15 protein-coding genes are annotated in these 17,305 nt (G+C 54.9%); 10 read left to right on the top strand and 5 right to left on the bottom strand.

Going from position 1 to position 17,305, the window contains the following annotated elements; genetic code table 11:
• Nucleotides 1–4: 4 nt before the first annotated feature.
• Nucleotides 5–1,024, bottom strand: a complete 1,020-nt coding sequence (locus tag NWP14_RS14230) for a LacI family DNA-binding transcriptional regulator (protein ID WP_041146577.1) — start codon at nt 1,022–1,024, stop codon at nt 5–7.
• A gap of 238 nt (nt 1,025–1,262) precedes the next feature.
• Here NWP14_RS14230 and NWP14_RS14225 point away from each other — a divergent pair, with 238 nt between their 5' ends.
• From NWP14_RS14225 to NWP14_RS14205, 5 genes are all read left to right on the top strand, one after another.
• Nucleotides 1,263–1,706 (top strand): PTS sugar transporter subunit IIA, encoded by a 444-nt coding sequence (locus NWP14_RS14225; RefSeq protein WP_095100556.1) that lies wholly within the window; start codon nt 1,263–1,265, stop codon nt 1,704–1,706.
• Between the two features lie 77 nt (nt 1,707–1,783).
• The gene (locus NWP14_RS14220; RefSeq protein ID WP_041146575.1) at nt 1,784–2,056 is read left to right on the top strand and encodes a PTS sugar transporter subunit IIB; all 273 of its coding nucleotides are present in this window, start codon (nt 1,784–1,786) and stop codon (nt 2,054–2,056) included.
• A gap of 219 nt (nt 2,057–2,275) precedes the next feature.
• Entirely contained in the window at nt 2,276–3,667 is a 1,392-nt protein-coding gene (locus NWP14_RS14215) for a PTS ascorbate transporter subunit IIC (protein ID WP_045856066.1), read from the top strand.
• Nucleotides 3,664–4,494, top strand: coding sequence for a transketolase (locus tag NWP14_RS14210; protein WP_346430970.1), 831 nt, complete (start codon nt 3,664–3,666; stop codon nt 4,492–4,494). The genes NWP14_RS14215 and NWP14_RS14210 overlap by 4 nt, the downstream gene beginning before the upstream one ends.
• Nucleotides 4,487–5,440, top strand: a complete 954-nt coding sequence (locus tag NWP14_RS14205; protein WP_331834755.1) for a transketolase family protein — start codon at nt 4,487–4,489, stop codon at nt 5,438–5,440. The genes NWP14_RS14210 and NWP14_RS14205 overlap by 8 nt, the downstream gene beginning before the upstream one ends.
• Before the next feature lie 65 nt (nt 5,441–5,505).
• On the opposite strand, the gene pta is transcribed toward NWP14_RS14205, so the two are convergent.
• Both pta and ackA read right to left on the bottom strand, forming a co-directional pair.
• Nucleotides 5,506–7,650 carry a phosphate acetyltransferase gene (pta, locus tag NWP14_RS14200; protein ID WP_095101337.1) on the bottom strand — a complete coding sequence of 715 codons (2,145 nt, stop codon included), beginning with the start codon at nt 7,648–7,650 and terminating at the stop codon, nt 5,506–5,508.
• A gap of 275 nt (nt 7,651–7,925) precedes the next feature.
• Nucleotides 7,926–9,128 carry an acetate kinase gene (ackA, locus tag NWP14_RS14195; RefSeq protein WP_331834753.1) on the bottom strand — a complete coding sequence of 401 codons (1,203 nt, stop codon included), beginning with the start codon at nt 9,126–9,128 and terminating at the stop codon, nt 7,926–7,928.
• Between the two features lie 337 nt (nt 9,129–9,465).
• Here ackA and yfbV point away from each other — a divergent pair, with 337 nt between their 5' ends.
• The 4 genes from yfbV to NWP14_RS14175 all read left to right on the top strand — a co-directional run bounded on the left by yfbV (nt 9,466) and on the right by NWP14_RS14175 (nt 13,082).
• Nucleotides 9,466–9,921, top strand: a complete 456-nt coding sequence (yfbV, locus tag NWP14_RS14190; RefSeq protein ID WP_375215537.1) for a terminus macrodomain insulation protein YfbV — start codon at nt 9,466–9,468, stop codon at nt 9,919–9,921.
• A gap of 86 nt (nt 9,922–10,007) precedes the next feature.
• Nucleotides 10,008–10,502 (top strand): YfbU family protein, encoded by a 495-nt coding sequence (locus tag NWP14_RS14185; protein ID WP_095100562.1) that lies wholly within the window; start codon nt 10,008–10,010, stop codon nt 10,500–10,502.
• Nucleotides 10,502–11,173 carry a sugar phosphatase gene (locus NWP14_RS14180; RefSeq protein WP_157349201.1) on the top strand — a complete coding sequence of 224 codons (672 nt, stop codon included), beginning with the start codon at nt 10,502–10,504 and terminating at the stop codon, nt 11,171–11,173. Before NWP14_RS14185 ends, NWP14_RS14180 begins: the two co-directional genes overlap by 1 nt.
• A gap of 76 nt (nt 11,174–11,249) precedes the next feature.
• Nucleotides 11,250–13,082, top strand: a complete 1,833-nt coding sequence (locus tag NWP14_RS14175; RefSeq protein WP_346430972.1) for an SLC13 family permease — start codon at nt 11,250–11,252, stop codon at nt 13,080–13,082.
• 45 nt (nt 13,083–13,127) lie between these two features.
• Here NWP14_RS14175 and yfbR read toward each other — a convergent pair whose 3' ends face one another.
• Together yfbR and alaA are read right to left on the bottom strand one after the other, a co-directional pair.
• A complete protein-coding gene (yfbR, locus tag NWP14_RS14170) occupies nt 13,128–13,727 on the bottom strand; it encodes a 5'-deoxynucleotidase (RefSeq protein ID WP_095100566.1) in 600 nt (199 codons plus the stop codon).
• A gap of 86 nt (nt 13,728–13,813) precedes the next feature.
• On the bottom strand, nt 13,814–15,031 hold the full coding sequence (gene alaA, locus NWP14_RS14165) for an alanine transaminase AlaA (RefSeq protein ID WP_041146565.1): 1,218 nt from the start codon (nt 15,029–15,031) through the stop codon (nt 13,814–13,816).
• Nucleotides 15,032–15,914: 883 nt separating this feature from the next.
• Here alaA and NWP14_RS14160 point away from each other — a divergent pair.
• The gene (locus tag NWP14_RS14160; RefSeq protein WP_095100568.1) at nt 15,915–16,841 is read left to right on the top strand and encodes a LysR family transcriptional regulator; all 927 of its coding nucleotides are present in this window, start codon (nt 15,915–15,917) and stop codon (nt 16,839–16,841) included.
• Nucleotides 16,842–17,305 lie beyond the last annotated feature (464 nt).

The raw sequence follows: 17,305 nt of genomic DNA, 5'->3' as shown, positions 1-17,305 counted from the left end.
CCGCCTAGCAGCTATCCCGCAGGCATAAACTGGAGACGATGGGTTTCCTGCCGCTCCAGTTGCCTTCATTAAGGCGCTCCAGAAGGGCGCGTCCAGCTTCAATACCAATCTTGTGATGCGGTACGGCCATCGTGGTTAGCGGCGGCTGGCAGACCCGGCTGACATCGCTATCGCCGAAGCCGACTACCGCCAAATCGTCCGGGACTTTAATACGTCGACGCTGGCACTCGTACAGCGCTCCGCACGCCAGCTCATCCGAAACGCAGACCAGCGCATCCAGCTCCGGCCACGCCAGCAAAAACTCCGGTAGCTGAGAAGCGCCGGTGGAAAAACTGGGGGGGAGCGCGGCGTTAATCACCCGATTCGGCGACATATGGTGGCGCAGCATCGCTTTGTACCACCCCTGCAGGTGCTGCTGAAAAATCCACTGCTCCTGGTTGGCGCACAGCAGGCCGATATTTTGGTAGCCGCGGTGGATGAGCATTTCAGTGAGTTCGAACATTGCGGCAACGTTATCGATGCCGATATTCATGTCAATAGGGTCGGCGCGCATGGCGCCCATCTCCATCACCGGAATCGACGCGTTGTTCAGCCAGTGGCGTACGGTATCGCTATGTTCAACGCTAAGCAGAATGGCGGCCGCGATGTTCGACGCCAGCAGCGTTTCCAGCAGCTTCTCTTCCTGTTCGAGGCGATGCTGCGACTCCGCCAGCATGATTTGATAACCCGCCGGCTGCAGAACCTGCTGAAGCCCGGCAAACATTGCGGAGCAGCCCGCTTCGGCAAGATTTGGCACCACCATAGCTATCGTTCTTGAGGAGGCGGAAGCCAGCGCGCTGGCGGCCAGATTGGGCATATATCCCAGCTCCTGCACCGCGGCTTCGATTTTTTCGCGAAGCTTATCGGAAACCTGCTCCGGCGTGCGGAGCGCACGCGAGACGGTCATCGTGCCCACGCCGGCAAGCTGGGCAACATCGGCGATCGTCACCTTACCGGTACTACGCCGTTTTCGGGTTAGAGACATACACATTCCTGCTGAACAGACGCTTTTCATTTGCATCCATCACTTTACGTTTCAGGGAGTATACGCCTTAAATCCACATTTTTGCTGCGTTTTCATATGATGATTGCGAATTGATAGCGCTATCACAATTTTGAATGTTATCTGTTGGTAGCGCTATCTTTGTGATCGCCATCGCAGCTAACTGCTGTGCGCTTGAATAAAGTTTGCCCATCTTTTGCTAAAAGACGGGGGAGATAAAATGCTCAGTAAATGGATCTTTGATTCCACTATCACGCTCCGGCAGAGCGTGGAAGAGTGGCCTCAGGCTCTGGAGATTTGCGCCGGGCCGCTGCTCGACGCTGGCGTTATTGCGCCCGAGTATGTGACCGCGATTGTGGAACAGCACGTGAAGCTGGGGCCGTACTATGTGCTGGCGCCGGGGCTGGCGATGCCGCATGCGCGGCCGGAGGAAGGAGCCAAAGGCCTGGGTTTATCGTTGCTGAAGCTGGAACAGGGCGTGTCGTTTGGTTCAGCAGAGTTCGACCCGGTCGATATTATTATTATGCTGGCAGCACCCGACAAGCATAGTCATATCGAGATGATTTCCGCGCTGGCTGAATTATTTTCCAGTGATGAAGATATGGATCAATTACATCAGGCGAAAACCCTGGAGGAGATTAAAACGATAATCGCGCGATTCTGACCTAATTCATAACCTGATTTATAACCCATTACGCCCGACGTGATGCGGAGCAACTGTACCCAAAAAAGGTGATAACAATGAAAATTATGGCGATTTGTGGTTCTGGCCTGGGCAGTAGTTTTATGGTTGAAATGAATATTAAAAAGGTGCTTAAAAAGCTAGAAATAGAAGCGGAAGTTGAACACTCCGATCTCTCATCGGCAACGCCTGGGGCGGCAGATTTATTTGTGATGGCTAAAGACATCGCCGCCAGCGCCAGCGTGCCGGAAAGCCAGCTGGTGGTGATCACCAACATCATCGACATCAATGAACTCGAAGCGCAGCTGCGCGCGTGGTTCGCCAAACAATAACTATTTATACCCTAAATAATTCGGGTGGCAGAAGGCGGCGACGCAGAGAGTCCCCTGGCGCTTACTGAAGTAAGCGATTGGGGTGAGCGACAAATCTGTCCGGAACAGGTTTGAACGCGGTGTCGCGGTGGCCCGCAAGGGCGAGGATCATGGATGAGCCGGGTAACAAAGCCAACGCCCATGCAACCTGAAGTATGACGGGGATATAGCGAGGCGGATATGTTTATCCTTGAAACGCTGAATTTTGTTGTTGATATTCTGAAAGTGCCCTCGGTGCTGGTCGGGTTAATTGCGCTGATCGGCCTGGTCGCACAAAAAAAATCATTTTCTGACGTCGTAAAAGGAACGATTAAAACAATTCTTGGTTTTATTGTTTTGGGCGGCGGGGCGACGGTATTAGTTGGCTCGCTGAATCCGCTGGGAGGAATGTTTGAACATGCCTTTAATATCCAGGGGATTATTCCAAATAACGAGGCGATTGTTTCTATTGCCCTCGAAAAATACGGTGCGTCAACCGCGCTGATTATGGCTTTTGGTATGGTCGCGAATATTATCGTCGCCCGCTTTACGCGGCTGAAGTATATATTCCTGACCGGGCATCATACCTTCTATATGGCCTGTATGATCGGCGTGATCCTCACCGTGGCGGGCTTCGAAGGCGTCGGGCTGGTGTTTACCGGTTCGCTGATCCTCGGCCTGGTGATGGCGTTCTTCCCGGCGCTGGCGCAGCGCTATATGAAGCGAATTACCGGAACCGATGATATCGCCTTCGGCCACTTCGGCACCCTGGGCTACGTGCTCTCGGGCTGGATTGGCAGCGTCTGCGGAAAAGGCTCCCGCTCCACCGAAGAGATGAACCTGCCGAAGAACCTAAGCTTCCTGCGCGACAGCTCAATCTCTATCTCCCTGACGATGATGATTATCTACCTGATCATGGCCGTGAGCGCCGGGCGTGAGTATGTGGAAAGCACCTTCAGCGGCGGCCAGAACTATCTGGTCTACGCCATCATCATGGCGATTACCTTCGCCGCCGGGGTGTTTATCATCCTACAAGGGGTGCGCCTGATCCTGGCGGAAATCGTGCCGGCGTTTACCGGCTTCTCAGAAAAACTGGTGCCGAACGCGCGTCCTGCGCTGGATTGCCCGGTGGTTTACCCGTATGCGCCCAACGCGGTGCTGATCGGTTTCCTGTTTAGCTTCCTCGGTGGTCTGGTGGGGCTGTTCCTGCTTGGGCAAATGAACCTGGTGCTGATTCTACCGGGCGTCGTGCCGCACTTTTTCACCGGTGCGACGGCGGGGGTCTTCGGCAACGCCACCGGCGGTCGTCGGGGCGCAATGATTGGCGCGTTTGCTAACGGTCTGCTGATCACCTTCCTGCCGGTGCTGCTGCTGCCGGTTCTGGGGGCGATCGGTTTTGCCAATACCACCTTCTCAGACGCCGATTTCGGCGCGATCGGTATCGTGCTCGGCAACCTGGCGCGCTATCTGTCGCCGTTTGCGATTACGGGTCTTGTTGTGGCGCTGTTCGCTCTGCTGGTCGCGTACAACGTCTTTGCGAAAAAGAAATCTGCGGGCAATGGCGCGCAGGAGAATACCGGAGCCAAATCATGAATGTACAAGAAGTGACCCAACTGGCGCGCGACATTCGCGTCGCCACGCTTAAATCGCTGACGAATCTGGGTTTTGGCCACTACGGCGGCAGCATGTCGGTCGTCGAAACGCTGGCGGTGCTGTACGGCGCGGTGATGAAAATCGATCCCGCCGACCCGGACTGGCCGGAGCGCGACTACTTTGTGCTGTCAAAAGGCCATGCCGGACCGGCGCTATACAGCACCTTAGCCATCAAGGGCTATTTCCCGATGGAAGAGCTCAGCACGCTTAACCATAACGGGACCCGTCTGCCGAGCCACCCGGATCGCCTGAAAACGCGGGGAGTGGATGCGACCACCGGTTCGCTGGGGCAGGGGATTTCTATCGCCGGCGGTATGGCGCTCTCCCATAAGCTGGCCGGGCGTTCGAATCGGGTATTCTGCATTGTCGGTGACGGCGAGCTGAATGAGGGACAGTGCTGGGAGGCGTTTCAGTTTATCGCCCACCACCGCCTGAATAATCTGACGGTGTTTGTTGACTGGAACAAACTGCAACTCGACGGCGCTCTCGACGAAATTATCCGCGCCTTCAACCTCGAGGAGAAGTTCCGCGCCTTTGGTTTTGACGCCATCACCGTGAAGGGGGACGACATCGTCGGGCTGCTGGCGGCTGTACAGCCCGTTCCGGCTGCCGATGCGCGCCCGCGGGTGGTGATCCTCGACAGCATTAAAGGGCAGGGCGTGCCGTATCTCGAGCAGCTCAGCAATTCCCATCACCTGCGCCTGACGGATGAGATGACAGCGGCGCTGAACGAGACAATTCGTCAACTGGAGGCCGCACATGATTAACGTCGCACCCGCAGGACAAAAAGACGCAGTGGAAATGCGTAAAGTGTATGCCGGATTTGTCGCCCGGCAGATTGAGGCCGGGAGCGACATTATCGCCCTCGAAGCCGATCTGATGAGCTCGATGGCAATGGACGGCGTGGCGCGGGATTATCCTCAACACGTGATCAACTGCGGCATTATGGAGGCCAACGTTATCGGCACCGCCGCCGGCCTGTCGCTGACCGGGCGCCGGCCGTTTGTTCATACCTTTACCGCGTTTGCCAGCCGCCGCTGCTTCGACCAGCTGTTTATGGCGCTGGATTATCAGCGTAACAACGTCAAGGTCATTGCCTCCGACGCCGGCGTTACCGCCTGCCATAACGGCGGCACCCATATGTCGTTTGAAGATATGGGGATCGTTCGCGGCCTGGCGCACTCGGTGGTGCTGGAGGTCACCGATGCGGTGATGTTCGACGATATCCTGCGTCAGCTGATGACGCTCAACGGTTTCTACTGGGTGCGCACCATCCGCAAGCAGGCGCCGAGCGTTTACGCGCCGGGCTCGACGTTTACCATTGGCAAGGGCAACGTCCTGCGAGAAGGCGAAGATATCACCCTGATTGCCAACGGTATTATGGTGGCGGAAGCGCTGGAGGCGGCGCGACAGCTTGAGCAGGAAGGCGTCAGCGCGGCGGTAATCGATATGTTTACCCTCAAGCCTATCGACCGCATGCTGGTGAAAAATTATGCCGAGAAAACCGGGCGCATCGTGACCTGCGAAAACCACAGTATTCACAACGGGCTGGGCTCAGCCGTCGCCGAGGTGCTGGTGGAAACCTGTCCGGTGCCGATGCGCCGCGTGGGGGTGAAGGAGCGCTATGGTCAGGTAGGTACCCAGGATTTCCTGCAGAAGGAGTATGGCCTGACGGCGCATGATATTGTGTCGGCGGCGAGAGAGCTGCTGTAAATAACAAAGGCGACCATCGAGGTCGCCTTTTTTTCACCAACCGGCGCAGGCGCCAGCGGAGAGTGTTACTGCTGCTGCTGAGACGACTGAATCGCAGTCAGCGCGATGGTGTAGACGATATCGTCTACCAGCGCGCCACGGGACAGGTCGTTCACCGGCTTACGCATACCCTGCAGCATCGGCCCGATGGAGATCAGGTCGGCAGAGCGCTGTACGGCTTTGTAAGTGGTGTTACCGGTGTTCAGATCCGGGAAGATGAACACGGTCGCGCGGCCGGCAACCGGAGAGTTCGGCGCCTTGGATTTTGCCACGTCAGCCATAACGGCAGCGTCGTACTGCAGCGGGCCGTCGATCATCAGGTCAGGACGTTTTTCCTGAGCCAGACGCGTCGCTTCACGAACTTTTTCGACGTCGCTACCCGCGCCGGAGGTGCCGGTGGAGTAGGAGAGCATCGCAACGCGCGGTTCAATGCCAAAGGCAATCGCGGAATCTGCGGACTGAATAGCGATCTCCGCCAGCTGTTCTGCGGTTGGGTCCGGGTTAATCGCGCAGTCGCCGTATACGTAAACCTGTTCAGGCAGCAGCATGAAGAACACGGAGGAGACCAGAGAGCTGCCCGGAGCCGTTTTGATCAGCTGCAGCGGCGGACGAATGGTGTTGGCGGTGGTGTGTACCGCGCCGGACACCAGGCCGTCGACTTCGTCCTGTTCCAGCATCAGCGTGCCGAGAACCACGTTGTCTTCCAGCTGCTCGCGAGCAACCGCTTCGGTCATACCCTTGCTCTTACGCAGTTCGACCAGGCGAGCCACGTAGCTTTCGCGAACCACTTCCGGATCGACGATTTCGATACCAGAACCCAGCTCTACGCCCTGAGCGGCGGCAACGCGGTTGATCTCATCCGGGTTACCCAGCAGCACGCAGGTCGCGATACCGCGTTCTGCGCAGATTGCCGCTGCTTTAACGGTACGCGGCTCGTCGCCTTCCGGCAGAACGACGCGTTTGCCCGCTTTGCGCGCCAGCTCGGTGAGCTGGTAGCGGAAGGCCGGCGGAGAGAGGCGACGGCTGCGCTCGGAGGTCGCAGTCAGAGACTCGATCCAGTCGGCGTTGATGTAGCTGGCCACGTACTCCTGAACTTTCTCGATACGCTCGTGATCGTCAACCGGCACTTCCAGGTTGAAGCTCTGCAGGCTCAGAGAGGTCTGCCAGGTATTGGTGTTTACCATGAATACCGGCAGGCCGGTGGCAAACGCGCGTTCGCACAGCTTGCTCACGCGGGCGTCCATTTCGTAGGCGCCGGTCAGCAGCAGAGCGCCGATTTCTACGCCGTTCATCGCCGCCAGGCAGGCTGCAACCAGTACGTCAGGACGATCGGCGGAGGTCACCAGCAGGGAACCTGCGCGGAAGTGTTCCAGCATGTGCGGAATGCTGCGCGCACAGAAGGTAACGGATTTTACGCGGCGGGTATTGATGTCGCCTTCATTGATGATGGTGGCATTCAGGTGGTGCGCCATATCGATTGCGCGGGTGGCAATCAGATCGAAGCTCCACGGCACCGCGCCGAGAATCGGCAGCGCGCTGCCGTTCTGCAGCTGAGCCGGATCGATCTTGACCACTTTCGCTTTCGAAGAGTCATCGAAAATTTCTGACAGGTCAGGACGGGTACGTCCCTGCTCGTCAACCGGCGCGTTCAGCTTGTTGACGATAACACCGGTAATGTTAGTGTTCTTCACGCCGCCGAAGCTGTTGCGGGTCAGTTCGATACGCTCGTTCAGCTGTTCCTGGGTGTCGGTGCCCTGGGACATCACGAAGACGATTTCAGCGTTCAGCGTTTTGGCGATTTCGAAGTTCAGCGACTGGGCAAACTGGTGTTTACGCGTCGGAACCAGGCCTTCTACCAGCACAACTTCAGCATCCTGAGTGCTGGCGTGGTAGTTAGCGATGATCTCTTCCATCAGCACGTCTTTCTGGTTGCTGGACAGCAGCGACTCAACGTGGCTCATCTTCAGCGGCTCTGCGGCCGGAAGGTTGGAATTAGCGCGAACGATAGCGGTAGTCTGGTCAGGCGCATCGCCGCCAGCGCGCGGTTGCGCGATAGGTTTAAAGACGCTCAGACGAACGCCTTTACGTTCCATAGCACGGATAACACCGAGGCTGACGCTGGTCAGGCCTACGCTGGTTCCGGTAGGGATTAGCATGATTATACGGGACACGATATATCCTCTTTCGTTACCGCCAGTATCAGGCGGGATGCAAAACTGCACCACCAGCTTCCCGCCATACTTCAGGTTGCATGCGCGTTGGCTTTGTTACCCGGCTCATCCTTGAGCCTCGCCCTTGCGGGCCGCTGCGACACCACGATCAAATCTGTTTCGGACAGATTTGTCGCTCACCCCGGTCACGTACTACTCATACGCTCCCGGGGATTCGCTGCGTCGCCGCCTTCCTGTAACCCGAATTATTTAGGCTTATCGCTGGCGGTGTGGAATCAGGCGGTCAGACGGTTGGCGTCTTGCGCGATAACCAGCTCTTCGTTGGTCGGGATGACCAGAGCAGGGCGGGTGCCTTCTTTGTTGATGAAGCCGGACTTGCCGAAACGGGCCGCCAGGTTACGTTCATGATCAACATCGAAGCCCAGTACGCCCAGTTTGCCCAGAGACAGTTCACGAACCATCGCCGCGTTTTCACCGATACCACCGGTGAAAATAACCGCGTCCAGACGACCGTCCATCAGCGCGGTGTAGGAGCCGATGTACTTCGCCAGGCGGTGGCAGTAAACGTCCATAGCACGCTTAGCGTCTGCTTTATCCGTGTAGTTGTCTTCAACATAGCGGCAGTCGCTGGTGACTTCAGTCAGACCCAGCAGGCCGGACTCTTTGGTCAGCATTTTGTTGATTGCATCAACGCTCATGCCCAGGGAGTCGTGCAGATGGAAGATGATTGCCGGGTCGATATCGCCGGAGCGGGTACCCATTACCAGGCCTTCCAGCGGGGTCAGACCCATAGAGGTATCAACGCATTTACCGTTGCGGATCGCGGAAACAGAACCACCGTTACCCAGATGGCAGGTGATGATGTTCAGCTCTTCAACCGGTTTGTTCAGGACTTTTGCCGCTTCCTGAGTCACGTAGAAGTGGCTGGTGCCGTGGGCACCATAGCGACGTACGCCGTGTTCTTTGTACAGGCTGTACGGCAGGGCGTAGAGGTAAGACTCTTCCGGCATGGTCTGATGGAACGCGGTGTCGAATACGGCAACGTTCTTGTTTTTCAGATGCGGGAAGGATTTCAGCGCTTCAGCAATACCGATCAGATGCGCCGGGTTGTGCAGCGGTGCGAAAGAGGCGGAGTCTTTGATGCCCTGAATGACGGAATCGTCAATCACCACGGAACTGGTGTATTTTTCACCACCGTGAACGATACGGTGGCCAATTGCGGTCAGCTGAGCAGACAGTTCTGGTTTTTGTGCCAGAATAGTGTTAACGATAAAGTTAAGCGCTTCACTGTGAGCTGCGCCAGCGCCTAAATCTGCTTCTTGTTTGCTGCCATCCATTTTCCATTTGATACGCGCTTCAGGAAGATGGAAACATTCGGCTAAACCGGACAGATATTCGTCACCGTTGAGAGCATCAAGGATAGCAAATTTCAGTGAGGAACTACCGCAGTTCAGAACCAGTACTAGCTTACTCGACATGGAAGTACCTTTTATAATACGTGGCTAAAAAAACGTCATTGTGTCACAAAGCGTAGCGCAGGATGACATCGACATTTATGATTAACATCATGCCTTGTTCTGTTTCCGGGCACGATGAGATAAGTACATTTGATTTTATGCCATTTTGGATAATTTTCAGACAATGGCAGAATATGCGATAATTTGACTAACCTGGTAAAAGGGTCTAACGCCCTTTCAGGTGGGCACAGGATACCTGATTGCCGCACCCATTGCCAAAATGTTTTGAACGTTGTCATGCACAGTTGGTGTTTTGCACGAATATTTTAAGATTTATATGTAAAGTTGAGGTACAGCCATGTCGACACCCGAGAATCGTCCCGTTAGCTTTTTCAGCTTGTTTCACCGCGGGCAGCATTACACAAAGACCTGGCCTTTAGATAAACGCCTCGCCCCGGTGTTTATTGAAAACCGCATTATTCGCGCTACCCGCTACGCGATTCGTATCATGCCGCCGGTCGCCGTCTTTACCCTGTGCTGGCAAATTGCCCTCGGCGGCCAGCTGGGCCCTGCGGTCGCCACGGCGCTGTTTGCGTTGAGTCTGCCGATGCAGGGACTGTGGTGGCTGGGTAAACGTTCGGTGACGCCGCTGCCGCCGTCGGTTTTGAACTGGTTTTATGAAGTTCGCGGCAAACTGCAGGAGGCGGGGCAGGCGCTGGCGCCGGTTGACGGTAAGCCGGATTACCAGGCTTTAGCTGACACGCTTAAGCGCGCCTTCAAACAACTGGATAAAACTTTCCTTGATGATTTGTAATTCCCCAGTGAAAACGCATATAAAAGAAGGCGCATGATTAATGCGCCTTCTTTTTTCACGCCGTAAAGTGCCACAGGAGTCAAGAAATGGAAATGACCAATGCGCAGCGCCTGATTTTGTCAAATCAGTACAAGATGATGACGATGCTCGACCCGGACAACGCTGAGCGCTATCGCCGTCTGCAGACCATCATCGAGCGTGGATACGGGCTGCAGATGCGCGAACTGGACCGCGAGTTCGGTGAGCTGACTGAAGAAACCTGCCGTACCGTTATCGATGTCATGGAAATGTATCATGCGATGCACGTCTCCTGGACTAACCTCAAGGACGGCAGCGAAATCGACGAACGTCGGGTGACCTTCCTGGGATTCGACGTGGCCACCGAAGCGCGTTTCCTCGGCTACGTGCGCTTTATCGTCAACGTAGAGGGGCGCTACAGCCACTTTGACGCCGGCACCCACGGCTTCAATTCGCAAACGCCGATGTGGGAAAAATATCAGCGTATGCTCACCGCCTGGCACTCATGCCCGCGCCAGTACCATTTGAGCAGCAACGAAATTAATCAAATTATCAATGCCTGATGGAGGTTTCCGTGCAGTGTAAAGGTTTCCTGTTCGATCTTGACGGGACGTTAGTCGATTCGTTACCGGTGGTGGAGCGCTCGTGGTGTACATGGGCGGATCGTTTCGGTATCCCGCATGATGAAGTGCTGAACTTTATCCACGGTAAGCAGGCGATAACCTCTTTACGCCATTTTTTACCCGGGCGCAGCGAAGAGGAGATTCAGGCGGAATTCCGCTATCTGGAAACGGTAGAAGCACAGGACACCGACGGCATCACGGCGCTGCCGGGAGCGGTTGCGCTGCTGACTCAGCTGGATAATGCAGGCATTCCGTGGGCTATCGTCACCTCGGGTTCGGTGCCCGTCGCCCATGCGCGCCATCGCGCGGGGGGCCTGCCCGAAGCTAAAATCTTCGTCACGGCGGAGCGGGTCAGGCACGGCAAGCCGGCGCCCGATGCCTATCTGCTCGGGGCCGAGCTGCTGGGGCTGGCCCCGCAGGAGTGTGCGGTGGTTGAGGACGCGCCGGCGGGATTACTGTCCGGCCTGAGCGCCGGATGCCGTACGATTGCCGTTAACGTGCCTGCCGACGCACCGCGTCTCGATGAAGCAGACTTTGTGCTGACCAGCCTCGAAGATCTGATCATTGTCCGGCAGCCAGACGGCAACGTTAGCGTCACGCTTAAAGCATAATCTCATGATTTAGCCCCGCGCTGCCGGGGCTTTTTTGTGCCACAATTCCGGCTCCATCTTCAGACAAGGATAAGTTGTGAACGGTGAACTGATTTGGGTGTTATCTCTTCTTGCCGTTGCGGTTGTGCTTTTCGCTACCGGAAAAGTGCGCATGGATGCTATTGCGCTGCTGGTGATTGTGGCCTTTGTCCTCAGCGATACGCTGACGCTTAGCGAAGCGTTTTCCGGTTTTAGCGATCCGAACGTTATTCTTATCGCCGCGCTGTTTATCATCGGTGACGGCCTCGTGCGCACCGGCGTGGCAAGTAAAGTCGGCAGCTGGCTGGTGAAGGTGGCGGGCAGCAGCGAAACAAAAATGCTGGTCTACCTGATGCTGACCGTCGCCGGGCTTGGCGCTTTTATGAGCTCAACCGGGGTGGTGGCGATCTTTATCCCGGTCGTGCTGAGCGTTTCTGCCCGTATGAATACCTCCCCGTCGCGCCTGATGATGCCGCTGAGCTTTGCCGGACTGATCAGCGGCATGATGACCCTGGTGGCAACGCCGCCCAACCTGGTGGTGAACAGCGAGTTGATACGCGAAGGGCTCCAGGGGTTTAGCTTCTTTAGCGTGACGCCAATTGGCCTCGTGGTTCTGGTTCTGGGCGTGTTCTATATGCTGGCGGTCCGCTTTATGCTGAAAGGCGATGAGAGCGAGCTGGCGCGCGACGGGCGTAAGAAAAGCACCTTTCGCGATTTAATCAAAGAGTACCATTTAACCGGCAGGGCGCGTCGCCTGGCGATCCGCCCCGGCTCACCGATGATTGGCCAGCGGCTGGACGACCTTAAGCTACGCGAGCGCTACTGCGCTAACGTTATCGGCGTGGAGCGCTGGCGCCGTTTTCGGCGGGTGATTGTGAACGTTAACGGGGTATCCGAGTTCCGCGCCCGCGATGTCCTGCTGATTGACATGTCGGCATCGGACGTCGATTTACGCCAGTTCTGCGGGGAGCAAATGCTTGAGCCGATGGTGCTTCGCGGGGAGTATTTCTCCGACCAGGCGCTGGATGTCGGCATGGCGGAGGTGACGCTGATCCCCGACTCGGAGCTTATCGGCAAAACGGTGCGTGAAATTGCCTTCCGCACCCGCTTTGGGCTCAATATTGTCGGTCTGAAGCGGGATGGTAAAGCCCTCGATGGAGCGGTGGTAGATGAGTCCCTGCAGCTTGGGGATATCATGCTGGTCGTTGGCAACTGGCGGCAGATTGCCCTGCTGGCGAAACGCGGGCGTGATTTCGTTGTGTTAAATATGCCGATCGAGGTTAACGATGCGTCACCGGCCCACAGCCAGGCGCCGCACGCTATTTTCTGCCTGGTGCTGATGGTGGCCCTGATGCTCACCGATGAAATCCCCAATCCCATCGCCGCTATTATCTCCTGCCTTTTGATGGGGAAGTTTCGCTGTATCAACGCCGAGAGCGCTTACAAAGCGATTCACTGGCCGAGCATTATTCTGATCGTCGGGATGATGCCCTTTGCGCTGGCGCTGCAGAAAACCGGCGGCGTAGATTTAGTGGTCCAGGGACTGATGGACGTTGCCGGCAGCAAAGGGCCATATTTAATGCTGGGCTGCCTGTTTGTGATGTGCGCGACAATTGGCCTGTTTATTTCAAACACCGCAACGGCGGTGCTGATGGCGCCGATTGCGCTAGCGGCGGCGAACTCAATGGGCGTGTCGCCTTATCCCTTTGCCATGGTGGTGGCGATGGCGGCTTCGGCGGCATTCATGACCCCGGTATCTTCACCGGTTAACACCCTGGTGCTTGGCCCCGGTAAATACTCGTTCAGCGATTTTGTGAAGATCGGCGTACCTTTTACCGTGCTGGTGATGGTGGTTTGCGTGCTGCTGATCCCGGTCCTGTTCCCGTTCTGAACCCCGGTTCCTCATGGCCCGGCCGCTGGCCGGGCTGGCGTCGATTTACAGCGGGGAATCCTGGCTGATTTCATCCAGAGAGAGATGAAAGCTCGGAACAAACACCTGCATAAAGTAATCCATTTCATCGCTGCGGCGGGATTCCAGCGTTTTCTCAAGCCGGCCTTTGGCCAGTAAAAATTCGTTATTGCCGGCCGACAGCTCTTCGAGGCATTTCAGATAGGCGCAGAGCGCATCCGCCTGCTTGACGATTAATTTTTCCTCTTCGCTATAGCGGTGTTCATCAATCAGCGGCGCAAAAATATCGCGCAGCTCGTCGGGGACCATATCAATCAGCTTTTGCTGGGCGATTTTCTCGATGGCCTTATACTCCTGGGCGATCTGCGAGTTGAAATATTTAACCGGCGTTGGCAGGTCGCCGGTTAATACTTCCGACGCATCATGATACATCGCCAGCAGCGCAATCCGCTCGGCGTTAACGTTGCCCGCAAACTTGCGATTCTTAATTGCCGCCAGCGCATGAGCGACCATAGCGACCTGCAGACTATGTTCGGACACGTTTTCGGTGCGCACGTTGCGCATCAGCGGCCAGCGGTTAATCAGCTTCAGGCGGGAGAGGTGGGCAAAGAAATGACTCTGACTCATAAGGACCCTTAATCAGTGACAACATCGGGTTCCATTGTGCGCAGGGATTGCCGCCGGATGCAAATACCGGCGGCGGGTTCGACTTATCAGAGCTGGTGATAGCCAGAGAGGAAGCGGCCGAACCGCGAAATGGCCATTTCCAGATCGTCTTCGCGCGGCAGGGTAACAATACGCACATGATCCGGCCACGGCCAGTTAAAGGCGGTGCCCTGAACCAGCAGCACTTTCTCCTGCAGCAGGAAGTCGAGAACCATCTTCTGATCGTCGTGAATGTTAAAACGCTTTGCGTCTATTTTCGGGAACATATACAGCGCGCCTTTCGGCTTAACGCAGGAGACGCCCGGGATCTCGTTAATCAGCTCCCAGGCGCGGTTACGCTGTTCATACAGGCGCCCGCCGGGAACAATAAACTCGCTGATGCTTTGATAGCCGCCAAGCGCCGTCTGAATGGCATGCTGCGCCGGAACGTTGGCGCACAGGCGCATAGAGGCCAGCATTTCCAGGCCTTCGATGTAACCTTTGGCGTGCTTTTTCGGGCCATTGAGCACCATCCAGCCCTGGCGGAAGCCGGCAACGCGATAGGTTTTTGACAGGCCGTTAAAGGTGATCGTCAGCAGATCGGGAGCCAGCGCGGCGATCGAGTGGTGCTGGGCTTCGTCGTAGAGGATCTTGTCGTAGATTTCATCGGCAAAGATGATCAGATTATGTTGACGAGCAATTTCGACGATCTCCAGCAGCAGCTCTTTTGAATAGACCGCGCCGGTCGGGTTGTTTGGGTTGATAATCACGATCCCGCGGGTGCGCGGGGTGATTTTTGCGCGAATATCGTCGAGATCCGGGAACCAGTCGGCGGACTCATCGCAAAGATAGTGCACTGCTTTACCGCTGGAGAGCGATACCGCCGCCGTCCACAGGGGATAATCCGGCGCCGGGACCAGCATTTCGTCACCGCTGTTCAGCAGCGCCTGCATGGCCTGGACAATCAGTTCCGATACGCCGTTGCCGATATAAATATCTTCAACCGTCACGTCGCGCATGCCGCGAGCCTGATAGTGCTGCATGATAGCCTTACGCGCCGAGTAGAGGCCTTTAGAGTCACAGTAGCCCTGCGCGGTCGGTAAATTACGAATGACGTCAACGAGGATTTCATCCGGGGCATCGAAGCCAAACGGTGCCGGGTTGCCGATGTTCAGCTTGAGGACTTTATTGCCTTCTTCTTCAAGGCGCTTCGCTTCTTTCAGAACCGGGCCGCGGATGTCGTAACAGACGTTGTCTAACTTGCTGGATTTTTCGATAGGGGACATGAATCTTTGACCTTTTTAGCTGTTATCGCCACTCCCTGCCGTGGAAGTCAGCTCGGAACAATGTACTCTTCATCCCCGCTGTTTTGAAGGGTTAGCAGGAGAAGATTTTGCTATTACTCTTTTTTTAGGGTAATCGATTTATCTGTTGATTGGCTTTTGTCTTTATAGAATATGCCTTTAAGTTGTATTTTATTGGTCAAATATCGTGGTTTTATCGCTATATGATGAATCTTTATCTGGTTTGAAGCTGCGGGAAGGGCCTGCGTTGATACTTTTTTGCTCACAAAAAAGCACTATGCTTTTAACTGATAGTGGAAGACTGTAGCGGTAATGTTAAATATACTTAATAAAAACATCTAAGAGATTAATGACCCTTATTTTTTGACAATGAATAATCCTGGTTTTGTTAATTTAATTAAAGTCCTGAAAAAATGCTTAAAATTATCTTTAATAATACTAATTTGCCCTTATAAATAATTCTGTTTTCGGTTAGGATGTCGTTGTTAATATCAAATAAACTTCGTAAATAATGCGGTTTTTCTTATTAATATATTGTTATTGCAGGCTTTTTGTTTGTCGTTCAGCGAGCGTTGGCAGAGGCTGACTGCGTATTGATGTGCAGGGCAGCGCTATTGATGGCTTTTTTGAATCAGGTCACATAAAGCGGGTCACCGTAATTAGAAAAAGCTTAGGCGTACGAACAAAATATGACTCAGAGGTTCCGCACAATTGACGCGGACGAGTACTTTCAAATGCAATAACGTTCTTCCAGCTGTCACCCGTTTCCATTTTGCGGATGACACGAGGCTCAAGGAATAGCCGGAAACCTGGAGCACAGCATCAACAAGGCAGGTAAGCGATAGCCACCTGTGAGTGAAGCAACATGATAAATGCAAATCGTCCAATACTAAATCTCGACCTCGATCTGCTGAGAACGTTTGTTGCCGTCGCCGATCTGAGTACTTTTGCTGCCGCAGCAACCGCGGTATGCCGTACCCAGTCTGCGGTGAGCCAGCAGATGCAGCGGCTGGAACAGCTGGTCGGAAAAGAGCTCTTTGCCCGCCACGGGCGGAATAAGTTATTAACTGAGCAGGGCATTCAGCTGCTCGGCTATGCGCGGAAAATTCTGCGCTTTAATGATGAAGCCTGCATGTCGCTAATGTTCAGCAGCCTGCAGGGCACGTTGACTATCGGCGCAACCGACGAAACGGCGGATACCATTTTGCCGTTTTTACTTAATCGGATCGGCAGCTTCTACCCGCGGCTGACCCTGGAAATTAAGGTTCTGAATTATGCTGAGGTGGTGGACATGCTGGCAAAGGGCGCGATAGATCTCGCGTTGACCACCCATCAGTCTGACAGCTTTGAAATGCTGACGCTGCGCATTTCACCCACCCTGTGGTACTGCGCGGCGGACTACGTGCTGCCCCATGAGGCGTCGGTGCCGCTGATCCTGCTTGAGGGACCTGGTCCCTTCCGGGATGATATTATTTCGGCGCTCGATAGCGCTCAAACCCCGTGGCATCTGGCCCACTCTGCGTCCTCACTTGCGGGCGTAAAAGCGGCGGTGAAAGCCGGGCTGGGCGTTACGGCGCGGCCGGTAGAAATGATGAGCCCCGAGCTGCGGGTGGTAGGCAAGAGCGACGGCCTGCCCGGATTACCGGATACGCGCTACGTTTTGAGCTGCGATCCGCAGAGCGTAAGTGAACTGGCGCAGGCCATTTTTCAGTCGCTGAGTCAGGACCATAGCCTCTGGTCGTCGGACCCGCTTTTTACCCCCGAAGGGGGAGGCCATACCCTCATCTCGTGAGGGTGATCAAAGCCACGCTCGTCACAAAAAGCTGGTAACAAAATGTAAATGCAAAAAGGAACCGCTGAGGTCAGAATTAGACCCTGCGGTTCTTTTTTTTCTTATTTTGCGGTGATTTTTAATATATTGTTGTTTTATTGTTATTTATATCAGTTGGTTAGAAGCAATCCCACCCACACTTCTCTACTTTTCCCTGCACTTTCAATAGTTCATGCTAATGTTAAAAAACCGGCCAGTTTGTTGCTGTTTTTTTGGTTTAATTAACAAAAGCGTGTCACAGATCAAGAAAATACCCCTCCTTAGGGGGAGGAATCGAGGCTAAATCCTGTCAAAATAGGCGGGTAATTATGATTTACAATGGAAACGGACACGATTCAACAACACTAAATCCAATTGGTATGCAAGGTTATTTCGCATAAAAGGGCATTTAATGTTAATGAAAAAAACCTAATGTAAATTAATGT

The sequence above is a fragment of the Klebsiella sp. C349492 genome, from assembly GCF_042055345.1.
GTDB classification, from domain to species: domain Bacteria; phylum Pseudomonadota; class Gammaproteobacteria; order Enterobacterales; family Enterobacteriaceae; genus Klebsiella; species Klebsiella scottii.
Note: the sequence above shows the minus strand (reverse complement) of the source record. Positions and strands in the feature narration are given on the sequence as shown.